This is a genomic window from Mycobacterium yunnanensis (assembly GCF_025823185.1).
GTDB lineage: Bacteria > Actinomycetota > Actinomycetes > Mycobacteriales > Mycobacteriaceae > Mycobacterium > Mycobacterium yunnanensis.
Window position 1 is genome coordinate 433,605 of sequence record NZ_JACKVK010000011.1, and the last position, 23,597, is coordinate 457,201.

26 protein-coding genes are annotated in these 23,597 nt (G+C 66.0%); 11 read left to right on the forward strand and 15 right to left on the reverse strand.

Annotated elements, in window-relative coordinates; all coding sequences use genetic code 11:
* Positions 1-2: 2 nt before the first annotated feature.
* Positions 3-767 (reverse strand): SDR family NAD(P)-dependent oxidoreductase, encoded by a 765-nt coding sequence (locus H7K45_RS21810; RefSeq protein ID WP_263998046.1) that lies wholly within the window; start codon positions 765-767, stop codon positions 3-5.
* Positions 767-1,933 (reverse strand): acyl-CoA dehydrogenase family protein, encoded by a 1,167-nt coding sequence (locus H7K45_RS21815; RefSeq protein ID WP_263998047.1) that lies wholly within the window; start codon positions 1,931-1,933, stop codon positions 767-769. The genes H7K45_RS21810 and H7K45_RS21815 overlap by 1 nt, the downstream gene beginning before the upstream one ends.
* Positions 1,934-2,279: 346 nt before the next feature.
* Between H7K45_RS21815 and H7K45_RS21820 the strand changes: the two genes are divergently transcribed.
* The 7 genes from H7K45_RS21820 to H7K45_RS21850 are packed head-to-tail and all read left to right on the forward strand — an operon-like array spanning position 2,280 to position 8,054.
* A complete protein-coding gene (locus tag H7K45_RS21820; protein WP_263998048.1) occupies positions 2,280-2,807 on the forward strand; it encodes a carboxymuconolactone decarboxylase family protein in 528 nt (175 codons plus the stop codon).
* A 4-nt stretch (positions 2,808-2,811) separates the two neighbouring features.
* A complete protein-coding gene (locus H7K45_RS21825) occupies positions 2,812-4,143 on the forward strand; it encodes an aromatic ring-hydroxylating oxygenase subunit alpha (protein WP_263998049.1) in 1,332 nt (443 codons plus the stop codon).
* Positions 4,136-4,465, forward strand: a complete 330-nt coding sequence (locus tag H7K45_RS21830) for a hypothetical protein (protein WP_263998050.1) — start codon at positions 4,136-4,138, stop codon at positions 4,463-4,465. The genes H7K45_RS21825 and H7K45_RS21830 overlap by 8 nt, the downstream gene beginning before the upstream one ends.
* 2 nt (positions 4,466-4,467) lie before the next feature.
* Complete coding sequence (locus tag H7K45_RS21835) at positions 4,468-5,697, forward strand: metal-dependent hydrolase family protein (protein WP_263998051.1); 1,230 nt, start codon at positions 4,468-4,470, stop codon at positions 5,695-5,697.
* Entirely contained in the window at positions 5,684-6,130 is a 447-nt protein-coding gene (locus tag H7K45_RS21840) for a nuclear transport factor 2 family protein (protein WP_263998052.1), read from the forward strand. Before H7K45_RS21835 ends, H7K45_RS21840 begins: the two co-directional genes overlap by 14 nt.
* Positions 6,127-7,257 (forward strand): acyl-CoA dehydrogenase family protein, encoded by a 1,131-nt coding sequence (locus H7K45_RS21845; protein WP_263998053.1) that lies wholly within the window; start codon positions 6,127-6,129, stop codon positions 7,255-7,257. The genes H7K45_RS21840 and H7K45_RS21845 overlap by 4 nt, the downstream gene beginning before the upstream one ends.
* Positions 7,258-7,259: 2 nt before the next feature.
* Positions 7,260-8,054, forward strand: coding sequence for an acyl-CoA dehydrogenase family protein (locus tag H7K45_RS21850; RefSeq protein ID WP_263998054.1), 795 nt, complete (start codon positions 7,260-7,262; stop codon positions 8,052-8,054).
* A 31-nt stretch (positions 8,055-8,085) separates the two neighbouring features.
* Here H7K45_RS21850 and H7K45_RS21855 read toward each other — a convergent pair whose 3' ends face one another.
* Positions 8,086-9,258: an acyl-CoA dehydrogenase family protein gene (locus tag H7K45_RS21855; RefSeq protein WP_263998055.1), complete on the reverse strand. Its 1,173-nt coding sequence runs from the start codon at positions 9,256-9,258 to the stop codon at positions 8,086-8,088.
* 183 nt (positions 9,259-9,441) lie between these two features.
* Between H7K45_RS21855 and H7K45_RS21860 the strand changes: the two genes are divergently transcribed.
* Positions 9,442-10,098 (forward strand): TetR/AcrR family transcriptional regulator, encoded by a 657-nt coding sequence (locus tag H7K45_RS21860; protein ID WP_263998056.1) that lies wholly within the window; start codon positions 9,442-9,444, stop codon positions 10,096-10,098.
* Between the two features lie 173 nt (positions 10,099-10,271).
* Positions 10,272-11,111, forward strand: coding sequence for a mycofactocin-coupled SDR family oxidoreductase (locus H7K45_RS21865; protein WP_263998057.1), 840 nt, complete (start codon positions 10,272-10,274; stop codon positions 11,109-11,111).
* Between the two features lie 65 nt (positions 11,112-11,176).
* Here the strand turns inward: H7K45_RS21865 and H7K45_RS21870 are convergent, their stop codons facing one another.
* The 5 genes from H7K45_RS21870 to H7K45_RS21890 form a co-directional block, all read right to left on the reverse strand.
* Positions 11,177-12,079 (reverse strand): enoyl-CoA hydratase, encoded by a 903-nt coding sequence (locus H7K45_RS21870; RefSeq protein WP_263998058.1) that lies wholly within the window; start codon positions 12,077-12,079, stop codon positions 11,177-11,179.
* A gap of 57 nt (positions 12,080-12,136) precedes the next feature.
* A complete protein-coding gene (locus H7K45_RS21875) occupies positions 12,137-13,282 on the reverse strand; it encodes a thiolase family protein (protein ID WP_263998059.1) in 1,146 nt (381 codons plus the stop codon).
* Positions 13,272-13,706 (reverse strand): Zn-ribbon domain-containing OB-fold protein, encoded by a 435-nt coding sequence (locus H7K45_RS21880; RefSeq protein ID WP_263998404.1) that lies wholly within the window; start codon positions 13,704-13,706, stop codon positions 13,272-13,274. The genes H7K45_RS21875 and H7K45_RS21880 overlap by 11 nt, the downstream gene beginning before the upstream one ends.
* Before the next feature lie 75 nt (positions 13,707-13,781).
* Positions 13,782-14,672 carry an ArgK/MeaB family GTPase gene (locus H7K45_RS21885; RefSeq protein WP_263998060.1) on the reverse strand — a complete coding sequence of 297 codons (891 nt, stop codon included), beginning with the start codon at positions 14,670-14,672 and terminating at the stop codon, positions 13,782-13,784.
* A gap of 10 nt (positions 14,673-14,682) precedes the next feature.
* Positions 14,683-15,834 carry a thiolase family protein gene (locus H7K45_RS21890; protein ID WP_263998061.1) on the reverse strand — a complete coding sequence of 384 codons (1,152 nt, stop codon included), beginning with the start codon at positions 15,832-15,834 and terminating at the stop codon, positions 14,683-14,685.
* Positions 15,835-15,910: 76 nt separating this feature from the next.
* Here H7K45_RS21890 and H7K45_RS21895 point away from each other — a divergent pair, with 76 nt between their 5' ends.
* Positions 15,911-16,675, forward strand: coding sequence for an SDR family NAD(P)-dependent oxidoreductase (locus H7K45_RS21895; RefSeq protein WP_263998062.1), 765 nt, complete (start codon positions 15,911-15,913; stop codon positions 16,673-16,675).
* Positions 16,676-16,684: 9 nt separating this feature from the next.
* Here the strand turns inward: H7K45_RS21895 and H7K45_RS21900 are convergent, their stop codons facing one another.
* From H7K45_RS21900 to H7K45_RS21915, 4 genes are read right to left on the reverse strand one after another with little or no spacing between them, the layout of a single operon-like run.
* Positions 16,685-17,449, reverse strand: coding sequence for an enoyl-CoA hydratase/isomerase family protein (locus H7K45_RS21900; RefSeq protein WP_263998063.1), 765 nt, complete (start codon positions 17,447-17,449; stop codon positions 16,685-16,687).
* Positions 17,450-17,456: 7 nt separating this feature from the next.
* Complete coding sequence (locus tag H7K45_RS21905; RefSeq protein ID WP_263998064.1) at positions 17,457-18,545, reverse strand: acyl-CoA dehydrogenase family protein; 1,089 nt, start codon at positions 18,543-18,545, stop codon at positions 17,457-17,459.
* A complete protein-coding gene (locus tag H7K45_RS21910) occupies positions 18,532-19,347 on the reverse strand; it encodes an acyl-CoA dehydrogenase family protein (RefSeq protein WP_263998065.1) in 816 nt (271 codons plus the stop codon). Before H7K45_RS21910 ends, H7K45_RS21905 begins: the two co-directional genes overlap by 14 nt.
* Positions 19,332-20,747, reverse strand: a complete 1,416-nt coding sequence (locus H7K45_RS21915; RefSeq protein ID WP_263998066.1) for a class I adenylate-forming enzyme family protein — start codon at positions 20,745-20,747, stop codon at positions 19,332-19,334. The genes H7K45_RS21910 and H7K45_RS21915 overlap by 16 nt, the downstream gene beginning before the upstream one ends.
* A 102-nt stretch (positions 20,748-20,849) precedes the next feature.
* Between H7K45_RS21915 and H7K45_RS21920 the strand changes: the two genes are divergently transcribed.
* Positions 20,850-21,182 carry a 2Fe-2S iron-sulfur cluster-binding protein gene (locus tag H7K45_RS21920; RefSeq protein ID WP_263998068.1) on the forward strand — a complete coding sequence of 111 codons (333 nt, stop codon included), beginning with the start codon at positions 20,850-20,852 and terminating at the stop codon, positions 21,180-21,182.
* On the opposite strand, the gene H7K45_RS21925 is transcribed toward H7K45_RS21920, so the two are convergent.
* The 3 genes from H7K45_RS21925 to H7K45_RS21935 are packed head-to-tail and all read right to left on the reverse strand — an operon-like array spanning position 21,170 to position 23,585.
* Positions 21,170-22,231 carry a CaiB/BaiF CoA transferase family protein gene (locus tag H7K45_RS21925; protein ID WP_263998069.1) on the reverse strand — a complete coding sequence of 354 codons (1,062 nt, stop codon included), beginning with the start codon at positions 22,229-22,231 and terminating at the stop codon, positions 21,170-21,172. The two genes, H7K45_RS21920 and H7K45_RS21925, sit on opposite strands and share 13 nt — an antisense overlap.
* Positions 22,228-23,184: an LLM class F420-dependent oxidoreductase gene (locus H7K45_RS21930; RefSeq protein ID WP_263998070.1), complete on the reverse strand. Its 957-nt coding sequence runs from the start codon at positions 23,182-23,184 to the stop codon at positions 22,228-22,230. Before H7K45_RS21930 ends, H7K45_RS21925 begins: the two co-directional genes overlap by 4 nt.
* Positions 23,184-23,585, reverse strand: coding sequence for a cobalamin B12-binding domain-containing protein (locus H7K45_RS21935; protein ID WP_263998072.1), 402 nt, complete (start codon positions 23,583-23,585; stop codon positions 23,184-23,186). Before H7K45_RS21935 ends, H7K45_RS21930 begins: the two co-directional genes overlap by 1 nt.
* Between the last annotated feature and the right edge of the window lie 12 nt (positions 23,586-23,597).

Here is a 23,597-nt window from a genome sequence, read left to right on the forward strand (position 1 = left end):
CGTCACATCACCATGCCGCCGTCGACGGGCAGCACCTGGCCCGTGACGTAGGACGCCGCGTCGGAGGCCAGGAAGACGAAGGCACCGGCGATCTCGTCGGGTTCGGCCCAACGCTGCAACGGGATTCGACGCATCATGGTCGCCGAGAACTTCTCGTTGGTGCGGATGGTCTCGGTCATCGGCGTGGCCGCCAACGGCGCCAGTGCGTTGACGAGGATGTTCTGGCGGGCCAGTTCACGGGCCAGCGACTTGGTGAACCCGATGAGGCCGGCCTTGGCCATCGAATAGTTGACCTGTCCGAGCGTGCCGGTGATGCCGGCCGCCGAGGTGACGTTGACGACGCGCCCGGTACCGTCGGTCGCCAGGAACGGCAGCGCCGCCTGGGTGACCCGGAACGCGCCCATCACGTGAACGTCGACGAGACGGCTGGCGTTGTCCTCGGTGATGTCGGCGAACATCGCCGGTGCGGTGACGCCCGCGTTGTTGACCACCACGTGGAGTACGCCCCCGGTCATCGCCGCCGCCTTCTCAGCCGCGGCATCGGCGGAGCCTCGGTCGGCGACGTCGAGTCCTGCGCTCTCGGCGACGCCGCCCCCCTCGACGATTCCGCCGGCGACGGCGGCTGCAGCGTCCTCGTCGAGGTCGGTCACCAGAACCGACGCGCCGGCTGTGGCGAGCGCTCGCGCGACCGCGGAACCGATGCCGCCGGCAGCGCCCGTCACCAACGCCGAACGGCCGGTGAGGTCGAACAGCGGATTCACGGCCATCAGTAACTCCTTGGCAGGCCAAGCACCTTGGAGGCCAGGAAGTTGAGGATCATCTCCTGGCTCACCGGGGCGATCTTCATCAACCGAGACTCGCGAAAGAATCGTGAGATGTGGTATTCCTCCGAGTAACCCATGCCTCCGTGTGTCTGTAGGGCCCGGTCCGCGGCGTCGAAGCCGGCGTCTGCGCAGAGGTACTTGGCCATGTTGGCCTCCCGCCCGCAGGACTGTCCGTTGTCGTAGAGCCACGTCGCCTTGCGTAGGACCAGTTCCGCGGCGTCCAGGCGCGCCAACGAATCGGCAAGCGGAAACTGGATGCCCTGGTTCATGCCGATGGGGCGATCGAAGACCACCCGGTCGTTGGCGTACTTGACCGCGCGATCCAGCGCGGCACGCCCGATGCCCAGCGCCTCGGCCGCGATCAACATCCGCTCGGGGTTGAGGCCGTGCAGGATGTACTCGAACCCCCGCCCCTCCTCGCCAATTCGATCCTCGAGCGGGATGCGGAGGTCGTCGATGAACAACTCGTTGCTGCTGACCGCGTTGCGCCCCATCTTCTTGATGGGCCGCACGTCGACGTGGTTGCGATCGAGGTCGGTCAGGAACAGCGACAGCCCGTCGGTCTTCTTCGTGACGTCGTCATACGGCGTGGTCCTCGTCAGCAGCAGGATCTTCTCGGACTCCATGGCCTTGGAGATCCACACCTTGCGTCCGTTGACGACGTAGGAGTCGCCGTCGCGCTTGGCGAAGGTGGTGATGCGCGACGTGTCGAGGCCGGCACCCGGTTCGGTGACACCGAAGCACACGTGCAGGTCGCCGTCGACGATTCTGGGCAGGGTCGCGGCCTTCATGTCATCGGAGCCGAAGACCACGACGGGCTGCATGCCGAAGATGGACATGTGGATCGCGCTGGCAGCGTTCATCCCGCCACCGGAACGAGCCACCTCCTCGGCGAGGATCGTCGCCTCGGTGATGCCGAGACCGTGCCCGCCGTACTGCTCGGGAATGGTCATCCCGAGCCATCCGCCGGAGGCGACGGCCTCGTAGAACTCCTGGGGAAATTCGTGACCCTGGTCCTTGTTCATCCAGTACTGGTCGTCGAAACGCGCGGCCAGTTCCGCCACGGACTTGCGGATCAGTTCTTGATCTTCGGTAAGTGCGAAGTTCATCCCACCGGTCACTACAACTCTCCTCGTCGAAGATGCTCGCGTTCGTCGTCCATCGCCAGTTCCACCCGGCGCTCGTCGGTTGCCGACCGGACGGCCCGCGCCGAAGATCGCCGATCGCGCGGACCCGATGCACGAAAACTATCCTCTCGTCATCGGAGAATCAACTAACCTCAGCTGCGATATGCGGCGGCGCCTGCAGTTTTCGCCCACCGATCGATCGGCCCGCGGCCCGGGATGAATCCCCCGCCGTTGACGTTCTTGACGAGACATGGAAATGTATTACTCAAATATGAGAATGCTATTCTCGTGCGTGGCGAGAGACCGCCGTTCGTCGAAGGGAGACGCCGTGCGCATACCACCGCTGCCGGCAGCGGAGTGGGACGACGCCGTACTGGGCGCGCTGCGGATGATGCCCGAGGAGCGCCGAAATCCGACGGCTGCGGGCAATGCGATCGGCACCCTGGTCAACCATCCCGACCTCACCCGCCCCTTCCTGAACTTCAGCTTCTACCTGCTGATGCGCTCCTCGCTGGACGCACGCATCCGGGAGATGGCGATCCTGCGCGTCGCGCATCGCACGTCGTGCGCCTACGAGTGGGACGAGCACGTGGAGATCGGCACCGACGCGGGCTTGACCGCCGACGACATCGCCGCGGTCCAGCAGGTCGACGCCGCCCACGGATTCGACCGCACCGTCTTCGCGGCCGCCGACGAACTGGTCGACGACGCACGCATCTCCGACGGCACGTGGGCTGCGCTGTCCGAACGCCTCGACAAACACCAACTCATGGACTTCGTGTTCACCGTGGGTGGTTACCACATGCTGGCCATGGCCCTGAACACATTCGGCGTAGAACCCAAGAAGGAGAACTGATCGCGTGGCATTCTTCCCCAAACCCGCGGCGGGTAGCTGGACCGAGAATTGGCCCGAATTGGGCACCGCACCGGTCGACTACACCGACTCGATCGACCCGGAGCACTGGAAGCTCGAGCAGCAGGCCATCTTTCGAAAGACGTGGCTGCATCTCGGTCGCGTCGAATTGCTCCCCAAGACCGGCAGCTACTTCACCCGTGAGATGCCCTCGGTCGGTCCGGGAACGTCGATCATCGTCAACAAGGACGGTGACGGCACCATTCGCGCCTTTTACAACATGTGCCGCCACCGGGGAAACAAGCTCGTGTGGAACGACTTTCCGGGTGAAGAGGTCTCGGGAAGCTGCCGACAGTTCGTCTGCAAGTACCACGCTTGGCGCTACGACCTCAAGGGTGACCTGACCTTCATCCAGCAGGAGGGCGAGTTCTTCGACGTCGAGAAGGCCGACTACCCGCTCAAGCCGGTGCGTTGCGAGGTCTGGGAGGGCTTCATATTCGTCAACTTCGACGACGACGCCGAACCGCTGGTGGACTACCTCGGTGAGTTCGGTGAGGGCCTGAAGGGCTACCCGTTCCACGAGATGACCGAGCACTACAGCTATCGCTCGAAGGTCAAGGCGAACTGGAAGCTCTTCATCGACGCCTTCACCGAGTTCTACCACGCCCCGATCCTGCACATGAAGCAGGCGGAGAAGGAAGAGGCCGAGAAGTTGGCCAAGTTTGGGTTCGAGGCGCTCGCCTACGACCTGAAGGGCGATCACTCGATGGTGTCGTCGTGGGGTGGCATGTCCCCGCCCAAGGACATCAACATGGTCAAGCCGATCGAGCAGATCCTGCACAGCGGTCTGTTCGGCCCGTGGGACCGGCCGGACATCAAGGGCGTCCTGCCCGACGAGCTGCCGCCGGCCATCAACCCTGGCCGGCACAAGACCTGGGGCACCGACTCATTCGAGTTCTTCCCCAACTGGACGTTGCTGTTCTGGGCACCCGGCTGGTACCTGACGTACAACTACTGGCCCACCGGCGTCGACTCGCACGTCTTCGAGGCAGATCTGTACTTCGTGCCGCCAAAGAACCTGCGTCAGAGGCTCTCTCAAGAGCTGGCCGCCGTCACATTCAAGGAGTACGCGTTCCAGGATGCGAACACTCTCGAGGCGACGCAGACGCAGATCGGCACCCGCGCCGTCACCGAGTTCCCGCTGTGCGATCAGGAGATCCTGCTGCGGCACCTGCACATGACCGCACATCAGTACGTGGATCGGTACAAGGCGTCACTGGCCCATACCAACGGCGTGCACGCCGCCGCGACCGACGAGAAGGAGGCCTCTCGTGTCTAAGTTGCCCGCGGAGTTCGCCGATCTCGAGCGGTTCTCGGAATGGTGCTTGCCGACCGAGGAGGAGCGCTACGCCAAGCGTCTCGCGTCGACGATGGAAGAGATGCAGGATCTGTACGACGCCGGCATGGCCCGACTCGAGGACATCATGGTCTACGTCGACGCGCGCTTTCCCTTGGCTGGCATGCCGGAAGACGCCAAGGCACTGGTGCATCTCGGACAGTCGATCGTCATGGTGAGCTTTCCGATCGAGGTGTGGAAGCAGCCGCGGGTGCTCGACAGCGGTGCCGCCTACATCCAGTTGATCAAGGAGCCGGTGGTCTAGTCGTGCTCACCCTGAAGGCCGCGGGTTTCGTCGACGTCGACGCCGGCACGGTGATCCGGCCCGCCGTCGTCACGATCGAGGGCGACCGGATCGTCGGCATCGGTGGGGACCTTCCGCAGGGCCCGGACGACGAGGTGCTCGACCTCGGTGACTCCATCCTGCTGCCGGGCCTGATGGACATGGAGGTGAACCTGCTGATGGGCGGTCGCGGGGAGAATCCCGGACTGTCCCAGGTGCAGGACGACCCCCCAACTCGTGTCCTTCGTGCCGTGGGTAATTCGCGTCGCACACTGCGAGCGGGATTCACCACGGTGCGTAACCTCGGACTGTTCGTCAAGACCGGGGGTTATCTGCTCGACGTCGCCCTGGGCAAGGCCATCGACGCCGGCTGGATCGACGGACCGCGCGTGGTTCCCGCGGGTCATGCAATCACCCCGACGGGCGGACATCTGGACCCGACGATGTTCGCCGCCTTCATGCCAGGTGCGCTCGAGCTGACCGTCGAGGAGGGCATCGCCAACGGCGTCGACGAGATTCGCAAGGCGGTCCGTTACCAGATCAAGCACGGCGCCCAGCTGATCAAGGTGTGCGTCTCCGGCGGAGTGATGTCCTTGACTGGGGAGGCTGGTGCGCAACACTATTCGGACGAGGAGCTGTCAGCCATCGTGGACGAGGCGCACCGCCGCGGACTGCGCGTGGCCGCCCATACCCACGGCGCCGAGGCCGTCAAGCACGCCGTCGCGGTCGGCATCGACTGCATCGAACACGGCTTTCTGATGGACGACGAAGCGATTCAGATGCTGGTGGACAACAACCGGTTTCTGGTCACCACCCGGCGACTGGCTGAGGCGATGGACGTGTCGAAAGCACCGAAGGCGCTGCAGGACAAAGCCGCCGAGATGTTTCCAAAGGCCCGCACGTCGCTGGTCGCAGCGTATGAGGCCGGCGCCAAGATCGCGGTCGGCACCGATGCGCCCGCCATCCCGCACGGCCGCAACGCCGACGAACTCGTCACCCTCGTCGACTGGGGCATGCCCGCGGCGGCCGTACTGCGGGCCGCGACGGTCGTCGCCGCGGACCTCATCGGTGTCACCGACCGAGGTCGCATCGCCGAAGGCCTGCTGGCGGACATCATTGCCGTACCGGGAGACCCACTGCAGGACATCGGCGTCACCCAACACGTCGACTTCGTGATGAAGGGCGGAAAGGTCTTCCGACATGACAACGCCTAGCACCCGGCCGTCGCGCACCGACGACCTCGTCGAAATACACCAGCTCCTCGCCAAGTACGCGGTCACCATCACCCAGGGCGACGTCGAGGGACTCGTCACGGTCTTCACGCCCGACGGCACCTACAGTGCATTCGGCTCGACCTACACCCTGGCGCGGTTTCCCGAGCTCGTCGCGGCCGCCCCCAGCGGGTTGTTCATGACAGGGACGGCACTGGTCGACCTCGAGGACGGCTCCGACACCGCGAGCGGTACCCAACCACTGTGCTTCGTCGAGCACTCCACGCACGACATGCGCATCGGTTATTACCGGGACACCTACCTCCGCACGAACGACGGATGGCGCCTGAAGACGCGCGCCATGACGTTCATCCGGCGCAACGGCGACCACGACTCGGGCCGTCCGCACGCCATCGGCAGGCCGGAGGCAGGATGACGACGTTCACCGGCGTCCCCAGCGTCGCCGAGTGTCGGACCGGGTTGCGAAAGTGGCTCGAGGACAACGACTTGACTCCCCCAGCCGACCACTCGCTGCAAGCCCACCAGGCCCAACACGCACGCGTCCTCGGCGCACTCTACGACGCCGGATGGATGCGATGGGGCTGGCCCGAGCGGGCTGGCGGCCTCGGGGGACCCGCGATTCTTCGGGCGGTCGTCGGCGAGGAGATCGTCGGCCGGCGCCTCGACGAACCGGGCCCGTATTCGATGCTCGAGGTGCTCACACCCACGATGATCGACTACGCGAGTCCCGCGTTGGCCGCGGAGATGGTGCCGCGTCTGCTCTCCGGGCAGGAAACCTGGTGTCAGGGATTCTCAGAGCCTGGCTCCGGTAGTGATCTGGCCTCCCTGAGCACCCGAGCCGAGCAACGCGGTGACTCCTGGGTGGTCAACGGCCAGAAGGTATGGACCAGCTACGCGCAGTTCTCGTCCAAGTGCATCCTGCTGACCCGCACCGGGGGCACGGACACCCCGAAGAGCCAGGGACTCACCGCGTTCTTCGTCGACCTGGACAGCCCGGGAGTCGACGTCCGCCCACTGCGCACGATGCACGGCGTGGACGAATTCTGCGAGGTCTACTTCGACGACGTCGTGGTGCCCGCCGACCGCATGCTCGGAAACCCCGGCGACGGTTGGCAACTCGCCATGGACCTGCTGCCCTATGAGCGGTCGACCTGCTTCTGGCAGCGCATCGCCTATCTGTACTCGAGGTTCGACGCGCTGGTCGTGGACGTCAAGGATCTCGGCCGCGACGTCGACGGCGACATGGGCGAAGCGTATCTCGCCCTGCACACGCTCCGCTGCCGTTCCGTGGCCACCCAAGGACGGCTCGGCGACGGGGTCAAGTTGGGTCCGGAGACGTCGGTGGACAAATTGCTGCTGGCCGGTGCGGAGCAGCGGCTCTACGACACCGTGTACGACTTGTTGCCCGGGGCAATCGATCTCGACCACACGGCGTGGCGCAGCGAGTACCTCTACTCCCGGGCGTCGACGGTCTACGGCGGCACCGCCGAGGTGCAGCGCAACATCATCGCTCGCCGATTGCTCGACCTGGGGAGGGAATGACAATGGACTCCGAATCGCTCAAGATGCTCGAGGACACCCTGCGCAAGACGATGCTGTCGGCCTCCGGTGTCGAGTTGGACGATGCGCTCGCCGAGCTGGGGTGGGCCGAGATGCTCACCGATTCGGCCGAAGCGACGGTACCGGTGGTCTTTCGACTTCTAGGCGAAACCGGTTCGCACGCCTCAATTCTGAACGACGTGGTTCTGCAGTCCAGCCGCCGCGAGCTTGGTGGCACCCCCGCGATGCCCTTCGCCGGCAACGTTCAAGTGGTGTGGGACCGGCGGGCAGTGGACGTGGCGGGCACCGTCATGGGCGGGCTGCCGCTGCGCCGAGTGGAGGAAGGCGAATTGCTGCGTCTCGCCGAGGCTCGACGCGCACTTGGCTGGTGGCTGGTTGGCAGTTCACGGGCCATGCTGGACATGGCCCGTCGGCATGCTCTGGACCGGGTGCAATTTGGCAAGCCCATCGCGTCCTTTCAGGCCATCCGGCACCGGTTGGCCGACACGCTGGTGGCCGTCGAGGGCGCCGAGGCGACTCTGACCCTGCCGGGAGTCGACAACCCGGATCTGACGGCGCTGCTCGCCAAGGCGGCCGCGGGACGGGCCGCTCTGACCGCTGCCCGAAACTGCCAGCAGGTGCTCGGCGGTATCGGCTTCACCGCCGAACACGAGCTTCACCATCACGTGAAGCGCGTGCTGGTGATCGACGGATTGCTCGGCAGCTCACGGGAATTGACCATCAAGGCCGGCGCCGGTCTGCGGGCCCGTGGTTCGGTGCCGCGGTTGGCCGAACTGTAGCCACGGCTCGGGGCACAGCATCGACGACCCGCTAGCGGGGGAGCCCGAGGACGCGTTGCGCGATGATGTTGCGCTGAATCTCCGAGGTGCCACCGGCGATGGTCCCGGCGAACGATCGGATGTAGCGGTCGGCCCAACTGCCCGAGTAGTGGTCGTGGTTGAGCGGCACGTATGGCGCCGACATGCCGGGTTGCCGAAGCCCCTCTGCGCCCTGGGCGGACAACGCGTGTTCCGTGGCGGCCTGCACCGAATCGGCCCCGTGAACCTTGAGAACCGACAATGCGGCAACGTCCTCCTCACCGCGGGCTGCGCGCGCGAGCGCTGCGGAGCCCATCAGCCGCAACGCATGGTCGTCCATCACCAACGTCGCGTACTGATCCCGCTCGAGTACCGAAGTCGGGCACCAGTCGTCGACCAGGTCCTGCAACCGATCGGCATAACTGAGCCACAACATGTTCCTCTCGTGGCCCAGCGATCCGGTCGCAACGCCCCACCCCTTGCCCAACCCACCGACGAGATTGGCCGCCGGCACCCGGACCTCGGAGAAGAACACCTCGTTGAAGTCCAGGTCGCCGCGGTCGGCGGCGGATGCGAACGGCCGGCACGTCACGCCTGGCGAATCGGTCGGGATCAGCAGGACGCTGATGCCGCCGTGCTTGACCGCCGCGGGGTCGGTTCGGACGAAGGTCAGGATGACGTCGGACTCGTGGGCGCCGGAGGTCCACACCTTTTGCCCGTTGACGACGAAGTCGTCACCGTCTCGTTCCGCGGTGGTGCGCAGCGACGCCAAGTCCGATCCCGCGCCCGGTTCGCTCATGCCGAGGGAAGCGGTGATCTCCGCGCGGAGTATGGGCACCGCCCACTTCTCCTGCTGTTCGGGGGTGCCGAACGTCAACAGAGATGCGGCGACGATGCCCACACCCTGCGGGTTGAAGCTCGACACCATCCGCCGCCGGGCCAACTCGGTCTGGTGCGCGTACTGCTGCATCAGCGTGGCGTTGCGACCGCCGAAGGCGGGCGGATTCCCCGGTACCAGCCAGCCGTTGTCGAAGAGCAGACGTTGCCACCTGCGGGCCCACTCCGGCATGTGTGCCGACGAGTGCGGTCGACGGACGGCGTCGGCGTCGGATGGGGCATGTTCGTCGAGGAAGGCGGCGAATGCGGAGCGAAAGGCCTCGACGTCGTCATCAAAGGTGAGCTGCACGAGATTCCGTTCGCACTTCGCCGCGAGTCTTCTCTTGCGGACGTTGAGAGAATAATATTCTCATTGTGGGAAAGTTACAATCTCTGACACAAGGGCCAAGATTGGGCGTGGCGCACTGTTCAGTGCCGTTCTCCGGTACAGTTCATCCATGTTCTCCCGAATCGGCCCACGTCAGAGGCGTCGATGACGACTAGCCCCAGCGAAGAACCGGCCTGGAAGCAGCGCGCGGTCGAACGCTCCATCAAGACGGCGAAAGTGCGCGCGGCGCAACGCGTACAACGCTTCCTGGACGCGGCTCAGGCCATCATCATCGAGAAGGGCAGCACCGACTTCACGGTGCAAGAGGTCGTCGACCGCTCACGGCAGTCGCTTCGCAGTTTCTATCTGCAGTTCGACGGCAAGCACGAACTACTCCTCGCCCTCTTCGAGGACGCGTTGAGCCGCTCGGCCGAGCAGATTCGCGCCGCGACCGCCAATCACACCGATCCACTGGACCGACTCAAGGTTGCCGTCCAGCTGTTGTTCGAGTCCTCCCGACCCGACCCGGCAGCGAAGCGACCCCTCTTCACCGATTTCGCACCGCGCCTGCTGGTTACGCATCCGTCCGAGGTCAAAGTGGCGCACGCGCCCCTGGTGGCCCTGCTCACGGAGCTGATGGAGGACGCCGCTTCGGCAGGCGAACTCCGCTCCAGCCTTAATCCCAAGCGGATAGCAGCGATGACCATGCAGACCGTGATGTTCGTCGCGCAGAGCAGCGGTTCGGAAGACATCGCGACGACCCCCATCTCCGCCGACGAGGTGTGGGACTTCGTGTCGCACGGGTTCGCAGCCGAGGCGTAGCTCGTCCGCGTGCCGCATTCCGGCACGGATCCTTCTCGTTCAATTTCGCTCTGATTCAGCAGATCTCGAGAGCACGTGAAGTCCGCATACCGTTGACACGACGACTCTTGCGGTGACAGAGTGCTGAGCAAGTGCACAGCACGTGCGACTCACCGAGGGATTCGAGGGAACAAATGGCTGGACGGGTAGCGGGCAAGGTCGCCTTCATCACCGGCGCGGCACGAGGTCAGGGACGCAGCCACGCGGTACGCCTGGCCGAGGAGGGTGCCGACATCATCGCCGTGGACGTATGCAAGCCGATGACCGCACCGGACGGCATCCCCGCCTCGACGCCCGAGGATCTCGCCGAAACTGCCGACCTGGTAAAGAATTTGAATCGGCGGGTCGTCACCGCCGAGGTAGACGTGCGTGACTATGCGGCCTTGAAGGAGGCGGTCGACAGCGGTGTGGAGCAGCTGGGACGGCTCGACATCGTCGTCGCCAATGCAGGTATCGGCAACGGAGGTCAGACGCTGGATCAGACCAGCGAAGAGGACTGGGACGACATGATCGGCACCAACCTCACGGGAGTCTGGAAGACCGTCAAGGCCGCCGTCCCCCACGTCATCGCCGGCGGCGCAGGCGGATCGATCATCCTCACGAGTTCGGTCGGCGGGCTGAAGGCATACCCCCACACCGGACACTACGTCGCAGCCAAGCATGGCGTCGTCGGCCTGATGCGCACGTTCGCAGTGGAATTGGGCCAGCACATGATTCGCGTGAACTCCGTACATCCCACTCACGTCAGCACCCAGATGCTGCACAATGACGCGACGTTCAAGATGTTCCGACCCGATCTGGAGAACCCGGGTGCCGACGACATGGCGCCCATCTGCCAGATGTTCCACACGTTGCCGATCCCCTGGGTCGACGCCGTCGACGTCAGCAACGCCGTCCTGTTCTTCGCCTCCGACGAGGGCCGCTACCTGACCGGTGTGACGCTACCGATCGATGCGGGCAGCTGCCTGAAGTAGCGGGCGTCCGTCGACACCATGCGCCAGACCGGCCGTCTCGCGCATGGTGACCCGCCGCCAGCGTCCTAGTCTCTGACCCTGCCCTTCGCGGCGGCCACGATCGGCGGCGCCTCGCGCCAATTCGGCAGGCCATCGGCCTCGTTGGCCACCGGGAACCCGCCGCCGTGCACCTGAGACCAATGGCTGTGATTGAGCTGGTGCAGCGTAAAGCACGCGTTCAGCGCGTTGTGGAATCCCTGATTGTCCTGAGTCTGGTTGACCGATTCCTTGATGAGCAGGGCAGCCATCGTCGGGACCTTCGCTATCCGTCGAGCGAATTCCAGCGTGCGGTCGGCCAGGTGCTCGAGGGGAAACACCTTGGAGACCATGCCAAGTGCATGAGCCTCGTCCACCGAGAGCGAATCGCCGGTGAGCATGAGCTCCTTGGTCTTTCGGGCACCGAACTCCCAGGGGTGCGCAAAGTACTCGACCCCGCACATGCCGAGCCGGGTGCCGACCACGTCGGCGAAGGTCGTGTCTTCCGCCGCCACGATGAGGTCACAAGCCCACATGAGCATCAGAGCCGCGGCGTAGACCTCCCCGTGCACCTGGGCGACCGTGATCTTGCGAACATTGCGCCACCGGCGCGTGTTCTCGAAGAAGTGGTGCCATTCCTGCAGCATCAACTTCTCGGCGCCCTCCCGGGTGGCGCCGTTCTCGCCGAAGCTCGGATGTTGGTCCGGGCCGGGCTGATACTCCCGCATCATCACCTTCGAACCCAGGTCGTGACCGGAGGAGAACATCGGGCCGTTTCCACCCAGGATCACCACCCGCACCGCGTCGTCGGCCTCGGCTGCCAAGAATGCCTCGGTCAACTCGACCAGCAGACCGCGCTGCTGTGCGTTGCGCTGCTCTGGTCGGTTGAGCATGATGCGGGCGATGGTGCCCTCGTCCAACGTTTCGTAGGTGATGAAACGGTACTCAGCCATGGGCCACATGCCTTTCAGGTTCCACGGACGCCGTGCCCCACGGGGTTCACTGTCGGATCACAAGGAGAGGATGGTGGCCGACGCGGTACCGGGTGCACCGTAGACCTGTGCCAGCCCCACCCGGGGGTCACCTGGCACCTGGCGTTCACCTGCCTCGCCGCGCAGCTGTCGCACCAGTTCGTGCATCTGCCGCAGACCCGACGCGCCGATCGGTTCACCGTTGGCGATGAGGCCACCGTCGGTGTTCACCGGTAGCGAGCCGCCGATCTCGGTCTCGCCGTCGGCGAGGAGCTTCTCCTGATCGCCGTCGGCGCACAGCCCGGTCTCCGCCATGTGGATGACCTCGGCACCAGCGTCGGTGTCTTGAAGTTGGGCGACGTCGACGTCCTCCGGTCCGATCCCGGCGGCCTCATACGCAGCGCGCGCCGCGTACACCGTCGGGGATGCGTCCTCGTCGAGCGGCGAGGACGTCGCATGGACCTCGTAGGCACCGAAGCGTCGCGTGCGGATCTCGCTGGCACGCACGTAGACCGGCTTGTCGGTGTAGCGGTGGGCGATGTCGCCGCGGCACATGACGACGGCGGCGGCGCCTTCGTCGGGGGCGCAGAACATGAATTGCCGCAACGGATAGTTGAGTACCGGTGAGGCCATGATGTCCTCCTCGGAGATGGGCTTGCGACGGAACGCATTGGGGTTGAGCGCACCATTGCGGAAGTTCTTGGCCGCCACCTTTGCCAGCGTCTCCTCGGAGATGCCGTGCCGATGGAGGTAGTGGTTGGCCTTCATCCCGAAGAACTTGGTGGTGACGAACTGGCCGTTCTCGGCGTACCACTGCGGCAGCGCGAGTTTGGCGGGATCGTCGGTGAACGCCCCCCGGGGGTGCTTGTCCAATCCGACCGCAATGCCGATGTCGTACTTGCCGAGCCGGATGGTGTCGGCGGTCTGCTGGATGGCGCTGGCCGAGGTGGCACAGGCGTTGAACACGTTGGTGAACGTGATGCCGGTCAGTCCGACGAGCCGGGTGACGGAGTCGGGGTTCGACACCTCGTAGCTGCCGCCAAAGCCGAATTGCACGTCTTCCCAGGCAATGCCGGCGTCGACGAGCGCCGACCGGATCGCCTCGGCCCCCATCTCGACGGCGGACTTGTCGAACCGGCCAAACGGGTGGATGCCCACACCGATGATGGCGACGTCATTCGTCATGTGACTTCTCCTCAACAGGTCGGAATGCGAACGTGACGATCTCGTTGCCGTCGGGGTCCGTCGCGAACGGAATCATCGTCAGCTCGACTTCCATGCCGAACGTCAGCTTCGCCGTGTCGTTTTCGGTGAGGCGCCCTTCCACGCGCACGACGTCACCCAGTTCGACGAGACCGACGCCAAAGGGAACGAAGTCCTTGCCCGTGGGGCCGATGTAGGGGGCGCCGGGCGGGAAGCCCTGAGTCGTCCATGCGACGACGGTGCCCCGTCGGGGCAGCAGGACGTCGGTCGTATCGGCCCGACTGCATCTCGGGCAGTGACTCTGGCGGGGAAACACCGTGGCCCCGCATGCCCCACACTGGCTGCCGATGAGTTGCGGGTCGTCGTCCGGCCAGGTGGAGATCGCAGGATCCATTGCCTTCTGCACGATGGCCTCCTCGAAGCGTGAAGTGTTGACGAAATCGTACAACATGACTTTCCTAAATCGGAAATGCCATTCTCATCACGGATTGTCGGCCGGATCGGCAAGGCGCAGAAGCGACTTCGTGGCGAAGTACACGTCGAGCCGACCCCTCGCAACCTCCGCCGCGAGGTGGTCGAGGTCGGGGTGGGAACGCAGGACGCTTTGCGCCAGGGAGAGCACCTGGGCTCTCGCGCGTGCGGCACGGCGGGCGGGATCGTCGGCGCGCAGGTGGGCGTCGACGGCCTCCACGAGCTCGGCGATGCCCTCGTTCTTCGCGGCCACGATCTTGAGGATTGGCACGCCGGTCTCGGCGCGCAGGTCGCGGACGGTCTGGTCCGCGCCCTCCCGGTCGGCCTTGTTGACCACGACGATGTCCGCCACCTCGAGCAGGCCGGCCTTGGCGGCCTGGATGGCGTCCCCGGCACCAGGATTGAGCACGACGACGGCGGGGTCCGCGATCGCCGCGACCTCGATCTCGGACTGGCCGACTCCGACAGTCTCGATGAGCACGACGTCGTAGGACAGTGCGGCAAGCACGGTGACGGCGGCGGGCACGCCCTCGGCGAGTCCTCCGAGGTGACCGCGGGTGGCGACCGAGCGAATGAGGACGTCGGGGTCGTCGACGTGCGCTGCCATGCGAATGCGGTCCCCCAGCAGTGCACCACCGCTGTACGGCGACGACGGGTCCACGGCCAGCACGGCAACCCGCTTTCCCCGTCCGCGGTACGCCGAGACCAGCACGGCGATGGTCGTCGACTTGCCGGCGCCGGGCGGCCCGGTGACGCCGATGACCTGGACGGCTCGGACGGCGACGCCGTCGAGTGTGTCGAGAAGCTCGTCGCGCCTGCTGCTTTCGACCATGCTCAACAGCCGGCCGGCCGCCCGAATCGAACCGCCCCGTGCCGCTGCGACGAGCTCGTCGATCGTCATCGACACGAGCCTACGGGGCCGCGACCTCGATGACCGTCGCCGATCCGATCCCGCCCCCGGCGCACATCGCGGCGACGCCGATACCGCCACCGCGGCGACCCAGTTCGTGGACCAGCGACACGATCATGCGCGCGCCGCTGGCGGCGACGGGATGCCCCAGCGAGCAACCGCTGCCGCTGACGTTGACGATGGCGGTATCGATGTCGAGCATCTTGACCGTCGCCACCGTCATCGCGGCGAACGCCTCGTTGATCTCGAACAGGTCGACGTCGGAGACCGACAGCCCGGCGCGCTTGAGTGCCTTGGGAATTGCCTCGACCGGTGCGAGGCCGGTGAAGGCGGGGTCGACGCCCACCGAGGCCCATGCCCTGACCGTAGCCAGGGCGGGCAGGCCTAGCCGGTCACTGGCGACGACGAGCGCGGCGGCCGCGTCGTTGGCCCCACTGGCGTTGCCCGCGGTGATGGAGAAGCCGTCGATCTCCGGGTGCAAGACCTTGAGCGACGCCAACTTCTCGAGGCTGGTGTCACGGCGCGGATGTTCGTCGGTGTCGAAATGCCCGTGCGGCGTGTCGATGCCGACGATCTCGGCCTTGAACCGGCCTTCGTCGATCGCCTCTATCGCCTTGCGGTGGGAATGAAACGCCCATTCGTCCATTTCCTCGCGCGTCACCCCGGCCCGGACCGCCGAATTCCACCCCACCGTGATCGACATGTCCATGTTCGGCGCTTCCGGGCTGTCGGGATGCGTCGGCGGAAACCACCCCACGCTTTCGGCGTCCTTTGCGCTGCTCACCCGTCGGGTGAACCGCGGTGACGTGGAGGCCGAGTTCACTCCACCGGCGACGATGAGCTGGTCCATGCCGGCGCGAATGCTCGCAGCCGCAGTCTGGACGGCCGCCTGGCCCGCTGCGCAGTGTCGGTTGACGGCCAGTCCAGGAACCCCCTGCAGCCCCGCGGTGATGGCGGCGTGTCGCGCGACGACGCCGCCGCCGTAGAGCCCCTCCCCCAGGATGACGTCGTCGAACTGGGCCGGATCGAGGTCGGCGACGGCGTGGCCGACGACGTGATCGGCGAGCACGTAGGCGTCGGTGTCCCGCAGGGTGCCTCGCAGTGCGGTTCCGATGGGCGTGCGTAGGGCCGAGACGATCACGGCTTCGGGCATGGTCAGTCCCCTTTCGGACGCGTTTGAGAATGATATTCTCATAGCTCGAGAGTCATAATTGCACGAAGGGTGGCACATGCACATCGAAGGGAACTCCGCGCTGGTCGTCGGCGGCGCCGGCGGACTGGGCGAGGCGACGGTCCGGCGTTTGCACGCGGCCGGCGCGAAGGTCGTCGTCGCCGACATGGCCGACGACAAGGGCACGGCGCTTGAGGGCGAACTCGGCGTTCGCTATGTCAAGACCGACGCCACTTCCGAGGAGTCCGTGCTGGCAGCCATCGCCGAAGCCGAATCCCTGGGGCCACTGCGGATTTCGGTGGACACCCACGGTGGCCCGGCCAGTGGTGGTCGCCTGGTCGGCAAGGACGGCTCCGCGCTCGACCTGGACGGGTTCAAGAAGACCGTCGAGTTCTACCTGACGGCCGTGTTCAACGTGATGCGCCTGTCAGCCGCCGCCATCGCCAAGACCGAACCGCTCGAGGAAGGCGGCCGAGGCGTCATCGTCAACACCGCCTCGATCGCCGGCTACGAGGGCCAAGTCGGCCAGCTGCCGTATGCCGCGGCGAAGGGTGGCGTCCTTGGCATGACCCTGGTGGCGGCACGCGACCTGTCACCGCTGGGCATCCGTGTCGTCACCATCGCCCCAGGCACGATCAACACCCCCGCGTACGGCCAGGCCGGCGAGCAACTGGAGAAGTACTGGGGTCCGCAGGTGCCCTTCCCCAAGCGCATGGGCCGGTCCACCGAATACGCCCAGCTCGCCCAAAGCATCGTCGAGAACGACTATCTCAACGGGGAGATCATCCGGCTCGACGGGGCACTGCGCTTCCCCCCGAGATGAGCCGGGGGGTCATCCCTTCGCGATCAGCCCGTCCACGATGTCGTTGAAGTCAGCGGTCCCGAACGACACGTACTCCGCGAGGTTCGCGTAGTCCAGCGATGCCATGACCGACTTCTCGAGTTGGATGTTCATCAACCTCTTGGTGGCTTCCACCGCCTGCTGCGGCAAGCCCATGATCTTCTTCGCGCACGCGATAGCCTCGGTCAGCGGGTCGGCGGCGACATGGTTGGCCAGGCCGAGTTCCACGGCCCGCTGCGCCTTGATCCGCACACCGGTGAGGGCGAACTCCTTGGCCTGCAGCAGGCTGATCTGCGACGGCCACACCAGCGGTCCCCCGTCTGCGGCGACCAGCCCGATCTGCACGTGGGGGTCCGCGAAGAACGCCGTCTCGGCGATGTAGACCACGTCCGACAGAGCCGCCAGGCTGCAACCCAACCCCACTGCGGGTCCGTTGACCGCCGCGATCACCGGGATGCGGCACCGCACCATGCCGATGACCAACTCACGACCGTGCTTGATCGTCTTCTGGCGCAACACTTCGTTGCTGCGCAACTCGTCGAGGTAGTGGAAGTCACCACCGGCGGAGAACGCGCGGCCCGCGCCGGTGATCACCGCCGCCCGCGCATCGGCGTCCTCGTCGAGGGCCGCCCAAACCTTCGCCAATCCGACGTGAAGATCGTCGTTGACGGCGTTGAGTTCGGCGGGCCGGTTCAGCGTGATGATGCGAAGTCCGCCGTCGGCGGTGACGTCGAGTTCTGCTGGCAGGTCGTACATTGTCGTCCTAGGCTCCCAATCCGAGAATGCGCTGAGCAATGATGTTCTTCTGAATCTGCGACGTTCCGCCCATGACACTCTGGGCCCGGCTGTACATGTAGGCCCCGAACATCTCCTCGTCACCCGTGCCAACTGTGGCCAGCGCGGCGTGCCCCACGGACTGTTCGACCCACGTCATCAAGAGCTTGTCGAGCGACCCCTGGGGTCCGTGGGCGATGCCGTCCATCTGCTCGGACAATCGGCGCCGTACGTGCAGCCTCAGCATCTCGGTTTGAACCCATGCCCACGACAGCTCATCGGACGCGGCACCGTCCGATTGCTTCGCCAACTGCCGCACCAGTTTTCCGTATCGCGCCGAGAATCCCAGCGTCGACGGTTCGCGCTCGTGGCTGACCACGGTCATCGCGAGCTTCCACCCGTCGCCCGGTGCACCGACCATGTTGTCGGCCGACACCCTGGCCCCGTCGAACTCGACCTGTCCGAACTCCTTCGTCACGCCGCTGATCATCTTCAACGGGCGCTGCATGACGCCGGCCTGGTGCATCGGCACGATGAAGGCCGTGAGGCCCCGGTGCTTGGGAACGTCCTTGTCGGTGCGGGCGAGCAGAAGGCACCAATCCGCGACGTCGGAGTAGCTGGTCCAGATCTTGTGACCGTCGACGACGTACTCGTTGCCGTCCTTGACCGCGGTGGTGGTCAGGGACGCGAGGTCCGAACCTGCACCCGGCTCGCTGAAGCCCTGGCACCACCGTTCGGTGCCGTCGATCATGCCGGGAAGGAATCGCTTGGCAAGCGACTCGTCGCCATGATGACTCAGCCCGACGACGAGGTATCCGAGGCTCGGCCGCGCGGGCGCACCGGCCTTGGCGATCTCCTCGTCGACGATGACGTCGTACACGGCGGGAAGATCCTGCCCGCCATATTCCTTGGGCCACGTCGTGCCGAAGAACCCCGCCGCGTAGAGCGCCTGATGCCACTCTCCTGCCCTGGCCCAGTACTCGTCACCCGAGGTGGGGAACTTGCCCTTCTGCTCGATCAGCCAGCTGCGCAACCGCTCTCGGAACGCAGCTTCGGATGGTGAGTCACGAAAGTCCAATGGTCAACTCCTCCAGTCTCACCGGCCACGACTCCGTCGCGACCAGCACCCGACGCAGATATACGTGCGCCAGGCATTCCCAGGTGTTGCCGATCCCGCCGTGAACCTGGATCGACGTCTCACAGACGTTCAGCGCCGAGCGCGCGCAGTAGAGCTTGGCGACCTTCGACGCCTCGACGGCCTCCTCCGCCGGGAGCTCGTCGACCGCCCACGCCGCGTGACGCAGCACGCTGACACATCCCTCGATCAACGCGAGGCTCTCCGCCAACAGATGCCGAACCGCTTGGTAGGAACCGATCGTCGACCCATACTGCTCGCGCACCTTGGCGTAGTCGACCGCCAGGGCGAGTGCGCCGCGGGCGGCGCCGACCAGATCTGCGGTCGTCGCCGTCAGTGCGAGCGCGTGCCAGCGAGCCGCGTTCTCGGCCCCCAATTCTTCGAGCTCCTTGGGCGACTCGACGATTCCGGCGAAACCGTTGGTCAGGTCGACGGCGTCGACGTGGCTGGCTGGGCCGGCGACGTCGCGACCGAGTCGGTGGCACAGGTCGTCCTCGAGGACCGGCCACAGGAAGGGCACGTCGACGAGGCCCCTGGCGAATTCCTCCACGACGAGGGCGACCTCGACGCCGGTCGCCTCGTCGGAACGCAGCGATCGCCACCCGGTCGAGTGCACGGTCTTCTCGAGCCGTGCGATGCGGCCGTCGTCGTCGAGATCGGCGACCGACCCCGGCCCGAGGTCGTCGGCCAGTTTGGCCGCCGCCTCGCGCAGTTGTCGTTGTTCGGAAGTCAGTCGGACGTCCACAGTCGCTCCTTGAGCATTCGGCGCAACACCTTTCCGGACGGGAGGCGGGGAATCTCGGACACGAAGAGCACCTGGCTCGGCCGCTTGTAGGACGCCAGCCGATCACCGACCAGCCGGATCAACTCGTCGGCGTCCACCGGGGCGCATCGCGACACCGCTGCGACGACCGTCTCTCCGTGCGCCTCGTCCGGCACGCCGAACACGGCGCAGTCACCGACGGAGGGATGCTCGTGCAGCACGGCTTCGATCTCGGCGGGCGCCACCTGGAAGCCGCGGACCTTGATCATCTCCTTCGCGCGGTCGGTGATGCGCAGCCAACCCTCGGTGTCGAGGTAGCCCACGTCGCCGGTGCGGTACCACCCGTCGATGAAGGCGTCGGCCGTCGCCTCGTCGGGCAGGTAGCCGCTCATCACCGATGCCGACCGGACCTGAATCTCGCCGACCTCGCCGTAGAACACCTCGTCGCCCGTGTGCAGCGAGGCCACTCGTATCTCGACGCCAGGGACGGCTCGACCGACGGTGTCCAGATGTCCACCGTCGAGTGCGTTGCACGTGATCACGGGGAGCTCGCTGGCGCCGTAGGCCGTCACCCAGCGCACCCCGGCACGCCGGGTCACCTCGTCGGCGACACTGCGTGCCACGGGCGTCGCGCACCACATCACGTAGCGCAGCGACGACAGGTCGAAGCTTTCGAGCTCCGGATGGGCGGCAAGTGCCAATGCAATTGGAGCGACGGCCATCTCGACGGTGATGCGATCGGACTCGATGTGTCGGAGCATCACGTCCACGTCGAACCGCGAATGAAGCCGGATCCATGCGCCGGCGTCGAGCGCCGTGGCGATGTTGAGCAGGCCGAGGATGTGCGAAGGCGGAGTCATGATCTGAATGCGGTCCGTCGATGACAGCGCAAGGGCCGCTCGCCAATGTCGCACTGCCGTCGAGAACGCGCCATGGGTGTGCCGGACCGCTTTGGGCATGCCCGTGGTTCCAGAACTGAAGACGAAGAGGGCGTCCGACGCGGGGTCGACGGCGTCGAATCTTCGGCACCCGGGGGTCACGGGTTCGTCGAGGTGCAGCATCGGCATTAGCTCGGACAGCAGAGGATGGTCGCCGACGGCATGTGAGGGTCCGGTGAGCGACAGCGCCTGTGCCACCTCGGCTTTCTTCCACGATGTGCTGATCAGCACCACAGCCGCGCCGAGCGCCCAGATGGCGCGGGCCGCGACGACGAACTCCGGTCGGTTGGACGACATGAGTGCGACGCGGTCCCCCGCCCGCACTCCTCGATGGTCCAGCGTCGTGGCCATCCCGCTGACCGAGGCGTCGACTTCGGCGCGGGTATACCGGCGATCGCCGAAAGCGAGTACGGCTGCCTCGACGGCATGCGACGCTTCGACCACCTCAGCCCGACCTCCCGCCTCCGCCTCGGTTCGAGAATAGCCTATTCTTAAATGAGAATAGTATTCTCATACGGACAGAATGACCACGCCAGGAGTGCCTCGATGACCGCAGACCCCGCACCCACCCCGCAGTCCGGCAGCGCAGGGCAGCCACTGCTCACCGGGGACGTGACGATTCTGTTCGACCGCAAGGCGACGACGGTGTCGAGGCGGCCCGGCGAGACACTCCTGGAGAGCGCTCGCCGGGGTGGCCTGACTCCACCGTTCTCCTGCGAGGCAGGCAACTGCGGCACGTGCATGGCACGACTGACCGTGGGCACCGCCACGATGCGCGTGAACGACGCACTGATGGACGACGAGGTCGCCGACGGCTACGTACTGACCTGCCAAGCCGTACCCGACGACGGCCACGTCACCGTCGACTACGAGGACTGAACCTCTGCAGCGGAGTGCTCACCCAGCGTCGGCGGTGGTCCATACTCCGGCTCATAGCCGACGACGCGAATGGAACTGCGTACGAGGTCGAATTCGCCTGCGCGGATGACGACTTCGGGCGTGTCCCGCAGCGCTTCGGGCAGCGTGCGCACTGCGGCCGCCGGGATGCCGAGCGGCCGCAGCCGCGCCTCCCAACCGACGGCCGAATCCGTCGCCAGGACGGCGGAGACCGCCGCGAGGACTTCCTCTCGGTGAGCCGCCCGCTCGGCCATCGTCGGGAATCCCGCGATGCCCGCCTCCGCGCAGAACGAGCGCCAGAATGCGTCGTGCGTGACGAACAGCGCCAGATAGCCATTCGCGGTGCCGAAAAGTTGCGCCGGAACGTAATACGAATGTGCGCCGTGTGGATGACGGCGCGGTTCGACGCCGTCGTTGAGGTAGGCCGACGCGCGGTAGTTCAACTGCGAGAGCATCACGTCGCGCAGCGACACGTCGACCTGGCCGCCGCGTCCCGACACGATCTGCGCGAGCAGACCTATTGCCGCCGTGAGGCCGGTGGAGTTGTCGGCCGACGAATAACCGGGCAGCGTCGGTGGTCCGTCGGGTTCTCCGGTCAGCGCGGCGATCCCGGTCGCGGCCTGGATCACGTAGTCGAACGCGGGATCATCGGCCGCGTCGAGACCATAGCCGGTCAACGCCACACAGACGATCTTCTCGTTGTGTCGCCGCAGCGCGTCGTAGGTGAGCCCGAGCTTGCGGATCCCCGACGGCTTCAGATTAACCAGCAGCGCATGCGATTCCGCTACCAACTCACCGAGCCGCCGCTGTCCGGCATCGGTCCCCAGCTCGAGGCACACGCTGCGCTTGCCCCGGTTGAGGCTGGCGAAATAGCTGTCTCCGACCTGCCGCGAGATGTCGCCGCCGGGCGGTTCTATCTTGGTGACCTCGGCGCCGAGATCGGCAAGCATCATGGTGGCATACGGACCGGCCAGCATGTGGCCGACCTCCAGGATGCGGATGCCCGCCAGCGGACCGGTCTTCGAACTCACTGCACGGCCTTGGCGAGCTCGCCGATCATCTCCCTGGTCCGATACTTCGACGCGATCAGCTCGTCACGAGTGTCACCGATTGGCAGCAAGCGCACCGATAGATCGGTCACACCCGCGTCGGCGAACGACCGGAATCGATGCAGGATGTCCTCCATGTCACCGGCTGCACACAAGTCGCCCACGTTGCGAGCGTCGCCCCGGTCGAGCAGCTTCTGGTAGTTGGGCGACGTCTCGGCCTCGGCCAGGATGCGGTTCGCCCGCTCCTTCGCCGCGTCGATCTCGGAGGTGGCGCACAGGCACACGGGAATGCCTGCGACGATCCGAGGCGGGGGTTTACCCGCTGCCGCCGCGGCCTCGTTGATCCGCGGCGCGATGTGATCGCCGATGGCACGTTCGTCGGCCATCCACAGCACCGTGCCGTCGGCGTGCTCGCCCGCGATGCGCAGCATCACCGGACCGAGGGCCGCCACCAGCACCGGCATTGACGAAACGGGTTGCAGATCCAGCGGATTGTGCACGGTGAACGTGTCGTTCTCGACGTCGACCGGCCCCGGATTGTCGAATGCCGCGCGCAGCACCTCGAGATAGTCGCGGGTGTAGGCGGCGGGCTTCTCGTAGGGCAGGCCCAGCATGTCGCGGACGATCCAGTGGTGTGACGGGCCAACACCCAGCGCGAGGCGTCCGCCAGCCAGTGCCTGTACCGACAACGCCTGCCGTGCCAGCGCGATCGGATGTTGCGCTTGCAGCGGCACGACGGCCGTGCCCAGCTCGATCCTGGTGGTGCGTCCTGCCATCAGCGCCACCATCGTCAGCGCGTCGAAGTCATTGGGCACCTGCGGCATCCACGCCGTGTCCAGCCCGGCGGCTTCGGCCCACTCGATGTCGGAGACGAGCTTGTGCACCTTGCGGGCCGAGTCTCCGCGCTCCGCGCCGATCATCACGCCAAGGCGCATCAGAGGTCGTCCTCGTTCTTGGTCAGCGCACGTACGTCTCGGACGAGCGTGTCGAGTGAGGTGCCGGTCGGAAACACCGCCGCCGCGCCGACGTCCAGCAACTTCTGCACGTCGGTCTGTGGAATGGTGCCCCCCACCACGACGGCAATCTCTCCCGCGTCGGCGGCACGCAGAGCGTCGACCACCCGGGTGGTCAGACCGACATGGGCTCCCGAGAGGATCGACAGCCCGACGAGCTTGACGTCTTCCTGCAGCGCGATGGAGACGATGTCTTCGATGCGCTGGCGGATACCGGTGTAGATCACCTCGAATCCCGCGTCGCGCAGTGTGCGCGCGACGATCTTCGCGCCCCGGTCGTGACCGTCCAAGCCCGGCTTCGCCACCAGCACACGGGTACCCATCAGGCGTGTCTC